This window comes from Paenibacillus sp. BK033 (assembly GCF_004345425.1).
Classification (GTDB): domain Bacteria; phylum Bacillota; class Bacilli; order Paenibacillales; family Paenibacillaceae; genus Pristimantibacillus.
Window position 1 is genome coordinate 230,085 of the sequence record NZ_SLVP01000004.1, and the last position, 12,656, is coordinate 242,740.

Consider the following 12,656-nt stretch of genomic DNA (forward strand, 5'->3'; position numbering starts at 1 on the left):
TCTTACGATTTGGCGGGTGTTGGAGGCATCTCTTTTAATCCGAACGAGACCAGCGGGCCAAAGTTGACGATGTTCATCATAATGAAGGCCATCTGCTCCGGCGTCTGGTCCAGGTCGCATTCAATCCAATGCATAAGCAAGCCGAAATGCGCGGAGGTCATATAGGCAACCACGTAGTCCCGGCGAATGTTCAGATTAGCGGCCTCGGGAATATCAATCTTCTGGTAAATATGCTTGGCCATCAGCTTGCGGAATTGAATGGCGTAGGAAAGATCCCCTTTTGAACCAAACATCACCTTCAAGAAATCGGCATGCTTCGCAAACTCCTGAAAGATCCGTACTCCAAGCGGGTAAGGCACCCGGCGGTCGGCATAGTCCATTGCCGCACGGAAGTCGAGCTTTTTCACATATTGTTCGATGCTCTTGAATACGTAATCCTTGAGCTGCTGAAGTACATCGGGCACATCCCGGTAATGCAGATAGAATGTCCCGCGGTTCAGGTTGGCATGGTTCGTAATATCGGTAACCGTTACATGCTCAACGCCTTTCTCGGCGATGAGAGCCATCAGCGAATCATGGATCTGCTGCTTCGTTTTTGCTTTTCTCCGGTCGATTTTCTCGGACATAACAGCCTCTTCTCTGCGATTTCGCCGCGATAATGAACACAGTCCCGCCGATGTGGTGAGTAATAAACAGTACGGTGAGGAATGATTATTGTATTTCCTTTGTCTCTCATTATAATTAACAACGTGGTCAGTAATCAACACGATGTTCATTTATATAGAGATGGGAGACGGGGATTGAAATGGAAATTTTTAAACAGAAAATTTTATGGCTTGGCGTGCTGATCATTACCCTTGTGCTTACGGTATTTGGGCTTGCGATGATGGGCTCCGTGCTTGGCTCGAAGCCGCATGATGTGCCGGTAGCCTTGGTGGTGCTGGATGAGCCGGTTGATCTGCCGACCGGAGATAAGCTGGCCGTGGGCGAGATCATCAAGCAACAGCTGACCTCAAATACGCAGCTGCCGATCAGCTGGGAGATTGTCGACTCGGAAGAAGAAGCGCGCAAGGGGCTGGACTCGCGGGATTATTACGGCGCGCTTGTGCTGCCGAAGGATTTGAGCGCTGGCGTGATGTCGTTAAGCGGTCCGGCACCGGCGCCCGCAACCGTGCAAATCATCGGCAATGAGGGCATGAACTCGCAGGCGGCAACGATTGTGAAGCAAGGGCTCGGTCAAGTGATGAAGATGGTGTCCCTCGAGTTGTCGAAGCCGACGCTGGAGCAGCTATCCCAGCGCTCCGAGCAAATTCCTGCCGCTACGGCATCGGCATTGCTTGCGCCCATTCAAGTGACCGAAGAAACGGTTCACCCGGTCGGCGCCAATAACGCAAGCGGCAACGCGCCGGGTCTCCTTACGCAAATTATGTGGATTGGCAGCCTGGTGACGGCGATGATCCTGTTCCTTGCCAGCAATAACGCGAATAAGGCGGCCGGCCGCAAATGGGCGGCTCACCTGCTGCAGCCGGTCATTGGCTTGGTGCTGATCGGCGCCGCTTCCGGCTTAATCGTATGGATGGCTAACGCCTGGTACGGAATGGAGCTGTCGCAGGCAACGGATACGTGGCTGTTCTTATGGCTAAGCGGTTCGGCGTTCTACCTGCTGCAATCGATGCTGCTCAACTGGATTGGCTTCCCGGCCATGGCGATTCTCGTCCTGCTCATGTTCTTCTCGATGCCGATTCTAAACATGCCGGTCGAATTTCTGTCGAATACGACGCAAAGCCTGCTGTACTCGTGGACTCCGCTTCGGTTTGCAGCGGGCGGATTGCGGGAAATCATGTATTTCGGCGGACTGGAAGCCGCCAGCTCGAACGCGGCGGTTCTGTGGAGCATTGCGGGCGGGTGCCTGGTTCTGCTGCTTGCCGCAGGCGTGAAAAAAGGAAAAGCGGCAGCGTCGCAAACCGCTGCTTCTATATAACCGAAAGTGAAAGGCCGTCCCGTTTGGGGACGGCTTTTTATTTGCCTGTGCTATCGCACCCCCGCTGTAAGACGGAAAAACCGTCTTACAGCGTGCTGAGCACGGGGGCTTGAGGCGGAAGTCGCCTTTATAACTCGCGGCCCGGTGCAAAAGGTGCAACTACTTCGTGTAATGGCTCGTCCAAGAGGTTACAATAAGAGTTGGAATAAACAAGAAAACGGATAAGGAATGATTGCAATGGGGATGCAGCGCACAACGATCTTGATTGCGGAGGATGACCCGGATATTGCGGAGCTGATTGCGCTCCATCTGGGCAAGGAGGGCTACCAGCTGCTGAAGGCCGCTGACGGGAGAGAAGCCGTCCGTCTCGCTCAGACGAATACAATCGATCTGATTATTCTCGACATCATGATGCCGCATATGGACGGCTACGAAGTCGTCCGCGTTATTCGCGAGCAGCAGCACCGGATGCCGATTATTTTCTTAAGCGCCAAGACGTCCGATTTCGATAAAATATCCGGCCTCGTTATGGGAGCCGACGATTATATGACCAAGCCGTTTAACCCGATGGAGCTGCTCGCGAGAGTAAATGCGCAGCTGAGACGCTTCAGGCAGCTGAATCAGCCGGTCGCCACTCCAACTCATGCGGCATCCGCCATAGTGGCGGGAGGGCTGACGATTGATCAGGAGCAGCGTACCGTTACCTTGTACAATGACCGGATCGATCTGACGCCGAAGGAATTCGATATCCTTCATCTGCTGGCCAGTCATCCGAAGAAGGTATTCAGCGCGGAGCATATTTTCCAGCAGGTATGGGGCGAGGCTTATTACGAGAGCGGCGGCAACACGGTAATGGTTCATATACGGACATTGCGCAAGAAGCTTGGCGAGGATAAGCAGCATCAGCAATGGATCAAGACGGTCTGGGGGGTAGGCTATGCCTTCCAAGGCTAAAAAATTACGCAGCTTCCGCACACGGATGATCGAGCTGTTCGTCATGAGCCTGCTCATTTCGGGAGCGGTGACGTATCTCATTTACAGGCTGCTGAAGTCTTACTATAATCAGCGAATCCGTTACGCGGACGATCCGATTGTTCAAGCCCGCAGCTGGCTTAACGATATTGGGGATTTGAATTTCTTCCTGATCTTTTTCCTGCCGTTATCGTTCTTCTTCTTTTATTTGTTCACCAAGCCTTACGTCTCTTACTTCAAGGAGATCTCGACCGGCATTCACCGGCTCGCCAACGGGGATTTCACCGGGCGGGTGCTGGTTCCCTCCGACGATGAATTCGGAGTTATCGCGGGGGACCTGAACCTTGCCGGCGAGATGCTGCAGAAGGCGGTGGAGAGGGGGGATTTCGCCGAGAGCAGCAAGGATCAGCTCGTGCTTAATCTCGCGCATGATCTGCGGACGCCCTTAACCTCCGTGCTTGGTTATCTGGATTTTATTTTACGCGACGAGCAGCTGTCCCTCGAGCAGGTCCGGCATTTTGCCGCTATCGCGTTTAACAAATCGCAAAGGCTGGAGCGGCTGGTGGACGAGCTGTTCGAGGTTACCCGGATGAACTACGGCATGCTGACGCTGGACAAGAAGCAGATTGACTTATCGGAGCTTCTGATGCAGCTGAGCGAAGAGTTGTACCCGGTGTTTGTGAAGAGCCGCCTGACGGCGAGGCTGGACCTGCCTCCCCATCTCGTGATGGAGGCGGACGGCGAGCTGCTCGCCCGGGTATTCGAGAATCTGCTGACGAATGCCGCCCGTTACGGGCAGGATGGCGAGTATGTCGATATCAAGGGAAGAATCGAGAACGGCCATGCCATTCTCGAGGTTATCAATTACGGAGATTTGATCAAGCCGGAGGATCTCCCGCATCTGTTCGATATGTTCTACACCGGCGACCGCGCCCGTTCTCCCGAAGGAAGCACGGGGCTGGGGCTTTTTATCGTCAAAAATATCGTCGAGCAGCATCAAGGCACGATAACGGCGGAGAGCAGCACGATCCGGACGGTCTTTACGGTTAAACTGCCGATTTAAGAAAAACTTTAACTTTTCCCCCACTTCTTTTTAAAAAGTGTCCGATATCCTTAGTTGCATGAACAAGCAAAGGGGAATGGGCCATGAGGAAGTGGGTTTTTGCGTTTATCCTTGTCATCCTGTTAAGTTACGGGATCTCGCAGCTTAATGTAAAAAGCGCCGGGGAAGACAAGGTTGATATAGAAAACGGGTCGCTGCCGCAGCAAGACAGCCAGATGATTACCGTGAGCAAGGAGCAGATGTATAAGGGGGATCTGCTCCTTGTGAATAACGATTATGCTCTGCATCCGGAAGGAATACGTTCGGATATCGTCTCGCTATCGGATCGTCAGGATCTGGTGCAAGGCTACGGCTTGCTTGATCCGTCGATTCAGCTGTCCGAGTCGGTGGCAAAGGACTTTGGCGAGATGGTGGAAGGAGCGAAAAAAGACGGTGTGGAGCATTTTCTCATCAGCAGCGGCTACCGCGACGCGGATAAGCAAGACCAGCTTTACCGCGATATGGGGCATGACTATGCGCTGCCTGCTTACCATAGCGAGCATAATCTCGGCTTATCGCTGGATATCGGTTCAACCACTGCAAAGATGGACGAGGCCGAGGAAGGCAAATGGCTGAAGAAGCACGCGTGGGAATACGGGTTTATTTTGCGTTATCCGAAAGGGAAAGAGGATATTACGGGCATTCAATACGAGCCGTGGCATTTCCGTTATGTCGGGAAGGCTCATAGCGCCATCATGTATAAGCAGGATCTGACGCTGGAGCAGTATCTGGACAAGCTGAAGCAAACGAAGGCGATGTCGATCACGGCAGGCGGACAAAAATATACCGTCGCCTACTACCCGATGGTCGGAAACGGCGCAACGATTCAAGTGCAGCAGGGCAAGCCGTATGAAGTATCCGGCAACAATTACGACGGCGTCATCGTCACGACGTACGCCTAGATAAAGTTATTGTAAAGCGCGCCTAAGGCGCAACTGTGGGACGGGAAAACCCGTATTACAGTTGCGCTGTTGGCGCGCTACTTTTTTTATACTTATAAGCGCCCTTGTTCCTGACGATATTCATACTGTACTGTTGGATTACGGCAGGGAAAAACGAGAAACGAACCGTGAGGTGAGAGTTTGGGCAATATGAATTTTCAGGTGAATCTGCAGGGCATTATTGATCTCTTATCCAATCATTTGTATTCCGATCCCGGCGTATTCGTCCGCGAGCTGCTTCAGAATGCGGTGGATGCGGTGACGGCGAGAAAAAGACTTGGACATATAACGGAGGGGAAGGTAGCGGTAGAGCTGTTCCCTTCCTCGCATACGATCTCTTTTATGGATAACGGCATCGGTCTTACGGAATCGGAAATCGAACGGTTTCTGGCGCGCATCGGAAGCACAACGAAGAAGGCGGATCAGGATTCGGCGGACGATTATATCGGCCAGTTCGGCGTTGGTCTGCTGTCCTGCTTCGTCATCAGCGACGAGATCGTGCTAATTACCCGCTCTGCCCTCGAGGGCGATTCGCTGGAATGGCGCGGCAAGCCGGACGGCACTTATGTGACGAATAAGCTGAAGAGGACGGTTCCGATCGGAACGACGGTGTATCTGAAGCTGAAGCCGGAATACGAGGAATACGCCGAGTGGTATAAGATGTACCAGCAGCTCGAGCGGTTCGGGAAATATTTGGAGACGCCAATCGTGCTCACGGAGGGCAAGGACAGCCGGCAAATCAACGACACGACTCCTCCTTGGCGCATGGGCAAATCCGAAGCGATTTCTTATATCGAGGACAGCGAGTACGAGAAGCCGATGGACATTATTCCTCTGAAGTCTCTGATCGGGGACACCGAGGGGATTGCCTATATATTGCCTTATTCCGTCAGCCTGCAGGACGAGAAACGCCATAAGGTGTACCTGAAGCGTGTCCTGCTGTCGGAGAAAATGAACAATATGCTGCCGTCATGGGCTTTTTTCGTCAATGGCATCATTAACACAAACAGCCTGCGGCCAACCGCGTCGAGGGAGTCCTTCCAGGAGAACGATCTTTTCTACGCGGTGCGGGATGAGCTTGGCGCCTGCATCAAGCGTTATCTGATAGAGCTCGCGGACAAAGACCCGGAGCTATTCGCGCGGATCGTGCTTATTCATTATGCCTCCCTCAAAACGATGGCTGCCGAGGACGACGAGCTGTATGAGCTGTTTATCCGGCATTTGAGTTTCGAAACGTCTTACGGCGATTTGAAAATGGCGGATATTTTGCGTAATCACCGTACCATTACGGTCACTTCCACTTTTGACGAGTTCAGACAGGTAGCCCGCGTGGCGAAAGCTCAGAGCATGATGGTCATTAACGGCGGTTATGTGCATGATTTAGAGCTGATCCGCAAGCTTCCTTCCATTGACGAACAGGTACAGGTCAGCGTGCTTGATATTCTCGGCTTCTCCAGCCGGTTCGAATCGCTTGGCCGGAGCGAGCGTGATGAAGCGCAGCCTTTCCTGGATTTGGCGGATCGGCTGCTTGCGCCGTATCAATGCCGCTCGCTGATCAAGTGGTTCGAGCCGGCTGACATTCCCGTCCTCTTCAACATTAATCAGGAGGTTAACTTCTTCAAAATGATGGAGGAAAGCGAAGAGCAGGCGAATCCGCTGTTTGCCGAGGTTGTCCATGTGATCAAGGAAGAGTTGTACGAGAAGCCTTATGCAAGGCTATGCTTCAACTACAATAACCCGATTGTCCGCAAGGCGATTGCATCCGGAGACCTCAAGCTCCAGCAGAACAGCATCGAGCTGTTGTACACGCAGGCGCTTCTTATGGGGAACCATCCGCTGAGCGGCGACGAGCTGAGGCTGATGAACGAGTCGCTGCTCCATTTCATGAATATGGGCCTTGACCGGAACGCCGAGGTCGGCCGATGAAGAACCGTTTTCAGGAGCTGAGGCGCTCGACTTGGTCCATGCCGGACGGCAAGCAGAAGCTGGCCGTTCTGGAGGAGATGATCCGCGTCGCCGACCGGTACATGACGGAAGAGGAAGCTTATCATGCGAGAATGGACTACTCCAATGCGGCGCCGGAATGCGGCTGTCCGGAGCGGATGCTGGTCTCCTTCTCCTGGTGCTTGTCGAAATTCGAGCAGAATCCGGGCGAGTATTCGAACTTTTATCTCATGTGGCATTACAAATGGGTGCTCGGGTACGTGTGGCGGATGCCGGAATTAAGCCTGGAGCAGATTGAGCGGATTTACGAGGACTTCAAGGAGAAATGCATCGCCTTCGGGTACAGTCTCCGGGTATATTATCAGAAGCGGGTCAGTCTCATGCTATGGCAGGGTAAACTGGCCGAGGCGGCGGAATGCTACAAGAGCTGGAGAGCCGCGAAGCGGGATTCCTTGTCGGACTGCAGCGCCTGCGAGCAGAATATGTTCGGCAGCTATCATTTTGCGATTAACCATCATAAAAAAGGACTTCAGTCGTTGAAGCCGATTCTGGAGGGCAAAATATCCTGCAGGTCGGTGCCGCAGAACACGTACAGCGAAATAATGATGCCGCTGCTTAAGCTTGGAGAATACGACCGGGCAATGGAGACGGCGAAAAAAGCCTTCCGCGCTCTTAAAGGACCGTCCTATCTCGAGGAGTACGGCACCTTCCTGCAGTTCTTCACCGTAACGGATATGCCTAAGGCCGTCAAGCTGTATGAGCAGACGATCCGGCTAGGTCTGGACAGCAGGCTTGGGTGGGACCGGCTGCAATACATGCTGTCCGTTCGTATTTTCCTGAGAGAATGGAGCAAGGGCAAGCGCAGGAAGAAGCTCGCCGAGTCGGAGGTGGTGACGCTGGGCTGGCTGGACGAGGAGATCGACCGTCTGGCGCAGGCGTTTAACCGCCGAAACGGCAACACCTTCGTAGAGGAACTGGTTCGGGAGAAAGAAAAAATGGCTGCGCGCCTGCAGGATGCTTACGGGTAAAGAATAGGCTGCCCCCAAGTCAAAATGGCTAAGGGAGCAGTCTTTTTGTATCTCGACACTCTGGCACTCTAATGAAACGCGCTGGCCTTACCAGTTGACAGCTGCGGTCGCAAGGTACATAATAGCACTAGAATGAACGTTCTATCTAGTGGATCTTAACTTGTTGGAGGAAGCATGCATGTTTGAACAATACAACAAAGTACAGAAGGCCGTGCTTGAGACAACGCTGCAGATTATTATCCGCAAGGAGCTTCAGGCTACTTCAATGGCTCTTATCGCCAAGGAGTCCAAGGTATCGACGGGCAGCATTTATCATTACTTTAGCAGCAAGGAAGAAATCATTAACGAGCTGTACACGGCTATCGTTACGTATAACGGCCAGTTTGTCCAGGAAGGTTTAAACCGGGAAGGCACCATCCGGGAGCGTTTCGCATGGGGCTGGGAACGCGTGATCGAGACCAGCCGGCAGTATCCGGAGGGCTTCCAGTTTATCGAGCAGTACTCCTTCTCGCCGTATATTTACGAAGAGGTGAAGCAGAAAGCTTATAACGGCGGCTGGTGCGCACCGATGAACAAGCTTTATGCGGAAGCGATGGAGCAGGGGCTGTTCAGGCAGATGGATCCGAAGCTGCTTGTCCAGATGCATTACGGCTCCATGGTCTATATGGTGAAAAGTTATTTGCAAGGCAATTCGGATTTAACCGATGCCGGGATTCGGCAGGCGATAGAAGTATGCTGGCAGGGAGCAATTAGAGGATAACGGTATCAATGAATGCACGCTTCTGCTGTCGCGGCCTTCCATGGCCGGCTTCTGGATTCACTAGAATGAACGTTCGGTCTAAAAGCTGAAAATTAGAGGAGAGAATCATAATGAATAAAACCATTTTGATTACAGGAACAAGCAGCGGATTAGGCAAGCTGACAGCGATCCATTTTGCCAAGCTGGGCTGGAATGTGGCGGCAACGATGCGCACGCCGGAGAACGAGACGGAGCTGACGCAGTACAGCAATGTGAAGCTGTTTAAGCTGGATGTTACGGATGTGGAGCAGGTCCGGACTGCGGTAGCCGATGCGATTAAAGCGTTTGGGCGGATTGACGTTGTAATCAATAACGCCGGCGTTGGCGCTTATGGCGCCTTGGAGCTGGCGAAGGAAGAGACAATCGACTGGCAGTTCGGCGTTAACGTGCGTGGGCCAATTAACGTCATTCGTGCAATGCTTCCGCATTTTCGCGCGAATAGGTCGGGGATGTTCATTACGATCAGCTCGTTTATGGGCGTAACGACAGCCGTGCCGACGGGTTCTTTATATAATATGTCCAAGTTTGCCCTTGAGGGATTAATCGAAGGCTTGTATTACGAGCTCAAGCCGCTTGGGATTGAGCTGAGACTGGTGGAGCAGGGCGGTTCGTCGGGCAATAGCTTTGTGAGCAAGATCGCCTGGGGACAAAGCGAGGAGATTACCGACTATGACGAGATCACGGCAAAGGTCAAAGCGATGATGGCAAAATCGTCCGAAGGCGAGCTGGATGACCCGCAAACGATTGTGGATGCTATCGCCCGGTTGGCCCTGGGAGAGAGCAAGCAGTTCCGCATGCTGGTGGGGGAAGCTGCCCATCAATTGACGGATATGAGAAAATCGCTGCCGATTGAGGAGTACTTGGAACGGATCGCGGCGCAATATCAATAATACGATGCAGGGAGCAAAGCCGGTCGCGTCTTAGGACGTGGCCGGCTTTTTGCTGCTCCAATGCTCGGGGCGGCTAAGCGCAGGCGGAAGCTTGGTGTCCGCATTGCCCTTTGCCGCTTGAAGCTGGACTTGAGTGAGGAACAGGCTTTCGCTTAAGTCTGCCCCGCTCAGGTCGGTATCCCGCATATCGGCGCCGATGAGGTCGGCATGGCGAAGGTCGGCGCCGCGGAGATCGGCCGCGATGAGATACGACCCGCGCAAATTAGCGCCGCGAAGATCGGCTTTCTGCAGCTTGGCTCCCATAAGGTCGGCGCCGCGTCCGAGCGGCTTCTTGGTTCGGGAACCGGACTTGGGTTCAGGCACCTTTGCCCGTATCAGTTCGCTGGTCTTAAGCAGCAGGGTGTTCACCTCTGCGCGATGGGCGGCAAAGTCCAGCTTGAGCAGGCTTTCCGCATCGAAACCGGTTAGTCGCTCCGTCTCGTCACTTGCTGCTTGAAGCTCGGTACGGATCGGCAGTGCGGCCGGATGCTCAATCGCTTCGGTCAAATACCAGAGCAGCTCCTGCAAATGCCACATCACGGGAAAAACCTCAAACATTAGCTTCGCTGCTTGAGGCTCCTGCCGCCAGCTGCGCCCGCCGAAGGTATGCTGCGACAGCTTTTGTCCGGCGCCAAAGCAGTCGTACACCGTACAGCCCCGGAAGCCCTGCTGCCGAAGCTTGGAATGAATGCCGCAGCGGTAATCGTCCCGCAGATTGCTGCAGGGTTGACCGCTTTGTTTATCTATGGCAAAGTCGGCCGAAGCGGCAAAAGGAAGCGCAACGCAGCATAACCCGAAGCAATTGTCGCAATCCCCGCGAAGGTGTTTGCGGTCAGGGCTCATTTTGTTTCCTCCTAGTAGGGTCTACTCTCTCTATCTTAACGGATAGAAGGCGTGATAGAAAAGGATAAAACAATTAAATTCCTTTATGTGGAAGAGCTGCTCGTTTATGATAGAGATACCGAAAAAGAGAAGGGAACCGATGTGAAATGACCAATCAGCCGATGGCTGTTAGCTCGGTGCTGGCGCCTGACTATTTGATGAGCTGCCTTGGCGGGCAATACGAGCTTGGCTTGTGGACCCAATGCGCGTATTGGCTCCGCGGCTTGAATGATACCTACCGCGTGCAAACCGATAAGGGAAGCTATATATTAAGAATCTACCGGCAGGAGATTGGGAAGAAAGAAGCCGTGTATGAGATGGAGCTTCTTGGTCAATTGGAAGAGCTGCTGGCGGGATCGGAAGCTTCGATAGCACGGCCGGTTAGAAAGGCGGATGGCACCCGCTATTCGGTTATTGCGGCGCCGGAAGGGGAGCGGATCGCCGTTCTTTTCGAGTATGTGGAAGGCGTTGAGAACCGTCTGCAGGACGAAGAGAGCTGTTATACATTTGGTAAATCGGCGGCCCGGCTCCATTTGGCGATGGATCAGGCTCGGCTGGAGCTTCCGCGCTGGGAACTGGATACGGAGTTTTTGGTGGAGGAATCGCTGCAGCGCGTTATTCGCCATATTGGCGAGGAGCATCCGGCGGAAACTTTTCTCCGCGAGTATGCCGATGCGCTGAAAGAAAAAGTTGCTTCCGCAGCGGCGGCCGGACTTGATTGGGGCATTTGTCACGGCGATATGCATGGGAACAATAATGCCGTTGAGATAAGCGGGCGCTACACTCATTTTGACTTTGAGTGGTCGGCACCGGGATGGCGGGCTTACGATCTTGCCCAGGTGCGCAACAGAAAAAGGCAATCCGCCGAGTACAAGGAGCAGCTATGGCAGGCATTGCTGGCCGGATACCGCAGCGTAAGATCCTTTTCGGAAAAGGATGAGCAGGCGGTGGAGCTGTTTGTGCTTGTCCGGCGTTTTTGGATCATGAGCCTTGATGTGCTCTTTGTCCCGACCCAGTCCGGCGCGCTTGATTACGGCGAGGACTGGCTGAATGATTTCCTGGAGGAATTCCGCTCGGCGGGGTTGGTTCAGCATGCTCCGCAAACATAAAGTGAGGAGGCAATCATGTATCCAAAAGTACGAACGGGCAGGCAAATTTGGCTCATGAGAATGGTAATTGCCGTCGCGGTATGTTTTGTTTTATTTATTGGATTTGTGTATGCCTATGACCGGCCTGGCGGTATTGCGGATTGGAGATATTCGCGCGCATCGGGTATATCGGGAACAATAAAAATCCCACTCGGAGATACCCCGGAGGAAGCAGTTCGAAAATTCAGAAACGAAGCAAGGACGCATATCATTTATCGGGAGCCTGTTGCCGGAGGTGCCTTGCTGTTTAATAAGCTGAATGAGCAGAAAGAAGGAAACAACCTGGGGATTGAATTTGTTCGGAAAACCTTGCTGGGTTGGAAGTGGGTCTATGGAGGAAACTATAGTTATTCCGCTGCTACTGATCAGAATGAAGCGTTAAACTTCATGAGTATACCGAAGTATAAAGGGATAGATGGCCCGTTTCCGATTATATTCGGCCAGCTTATGAATAGCGCTGTAGCGAGTGTCAAAGTGACGGTAGGCGGTGAGGCAGCCGGAGAATATAACGCCAAAATTATTAGCGAAGGCGTACAGCAGAGAATTTGGTATGCCATCCTTCCGGTTACAGCGGATAAACCGTACAAGATAGAAACCCTCAACGGCGAAGGAATAGTTGTAGCTAGTAAAACCTTTGATGATCCGACCGATTTCGGGAGCATTGTGATGCTGACAAAGTAGAACTACGTTGGATTTGATGAAGCGTAATGCGGGTGTTTGCCGTAACCTTGTCTACATTGGACGGGGTTCAATGTAATTCGCTCATTTCGACAACGGAAGCCCAATTCGGATCATTTTACTGCAGAGAATCCAACGTAGCCTCCGACTGCCTTGATAGCGGGGGAGTACGAGGAAACCCGCGAGATTATGTGCTGATTCAAGGGAAGAAACGGATGATTGAATTAATTTTGATGAAACTATAGAGGATAG

Annotated in this window: 12 protein-coding genes; 10 read left to right on the forward strand and 2 right to left on the reverse strand. The window is 52.8% G+C overall.

The window, feature by feature from the left end:
- Positions 1-2 precede the first annotated feature (2 nt).
- A complete protein-coding gene (locus tag EV294_RS15920; protein ID WP_132308439.1) occupies positions 3-626 on the reverse strand; it encodes a TetR/AcrR family transcriptional regulator in 624 nt (207 codons plus the stop codon).
- 179 nt (positions 627-805) lie between these two features.
- Between EV294_RS15920 and EV294_RS15925 the strand changes: the two genes are divergently transcribed.
- The 8 genes from EV294_RS15925 (at position 806) to EV294_RS15960 (ending at position 9,657) form a co-directional block, all read left to right on the forward strand.
- Positions 806-1,981: a YhgE/Pip domain-containing protein gene (locus EV294_RS15925; RefSeq protein ID WP_132308441.1), complete on the forward strand. Its 1,176-nt coding sequence runs from the start codon at positions 806-808 to the stop codon at positions 1,979-1,981.
- A 243-nt stretch (positions 1,982-2,224) separates the two neighbouring features.
- Positions 2,225-2,935, forward strand: a complete 711-nt coding sequence (locus EV294_RS15930; protein ID WP_132308949.1) for a response regulator transcription factor — start codon at positions 2,225-2,227, stop codon at positions 2,933-2,935.
- Positions 2,919-4,016 (forward strand): sensor histidine kinase, encoded by a 1,098-nt coding sequence (locus EV294_RS15935; RefSeq protein WP_132308443.1) that lies wholly within the window; start codon positions 2,919-2,921, stop codon positions 4,014-4,016. The genes EV294_RS15930 and EV294_RS15935 overlap by 17 nt, the downstream gene beginning before the upstream one ends.
- Before the next feature lie 83 nt (positions 4,017-4,099).
- Complete coding sequence (locus EV294_RS15940; RefSeq protein ID WP_132308445.1) at positions 4,100-4,957, forward strand: M15 family metallopeptidase; 858 nt, start codon at positions 4,100-4,102, stop codon at positions 4,955-4,957.
- A gap of 189 nt (positions 4,958-5,146) precedes the next feature.
- Positions 5,147-6,922 carry an HSP90 family protein gene (locus tag EV294_RS15945; protein WP_132308447.1) on the forward strand — a complete coding sequence of 592 codons (1,776 nt, stop codon included), beginning with the start codon at positions 5,147-5,149 and terminating at the stop codon, positions 6,920-6,922.
- Positions 6,919-7,968 (forward strand): hypothetical protein, encoded by a 1,050-nt coding sequence (locus tag EV294_RS15950; protein ID WP_132308449.1) that lies wholly within the window; start codon positions 6,919-6,921, stop codon positions 7,966-7,968. Before EV294_RS15945 ends, EV294_RS15950 begins: the two co-directional genes overlap by 4 nt.
- A 178-nt stretch (positions 7,969-8,146) precedes the next feature.
- Complete coding sequence (locus tag EV294_RS15955; protein WP_132308451.1) at positions 8,147-8,728, forward strand: TetR/AcrR family transcriptional regulator; 582 nt, start codon at positions 8,147-8,149, stop codon at positions 8,726-8,728.
- Between the two features lie 110 nt (positions 8,729-8,838).
- The gene (locus EV294_RS15960) at positions 8,839-9,657 is read left to right on the forward strand and encodes an SDR family oxidoreductase (protein WP_132308453.1); all 819 of its coding nucleotides are present in this window, start codon (positions 8,839-8,841) and stop codon (positions 9,655-9,657) included.
- Between the two features lie 30 nt (positions 9,658-9,687).
- On the opposite strand, the gene EV294_RS15965 is transcribed toward EV294_RS15960, so the two are convergent.
- Positions 9,688-10,539 (reverse strand): pentapeptide repeat-containing protein, encoded by an 852-nt coding sequence (locus EV294_RS15965; protein WP_132308455.1) that lies wholly within the window; start codon positions 10,537-10,539, stop codon positions 9,688-9,690.
- 146 nt (positions 10,540-10,685) lie between these two features.
- Here EV294_RS15965 and EV294_RS15970 point away from each other — a divergent pair, with 146 nt between their 5' ends.
- A complete protein-coding gene (locus EV294_RS15970) occupies positions 10,686-11,687 on the forward strand; it encodes a phosphotransferase (protein ID WP_132308457.1) in 1,002 nt (333 codons plus the stop codon).
- A gap of 15 nt (positions 11,688-11,702) precedes the next feature.
- Positions 11,703-12,407: a hypothetical protein gene (locus EV294_RS15975; protein ID WP_132308459.1), complete on the forward strand. Its 705-nt coding sequence runs from the start codon at positions 11,703-11,705 to the stop codon at positions 12,405-12,407.
- Positions 12,408-12,656 lie beyond the last annotated feature (249 nt).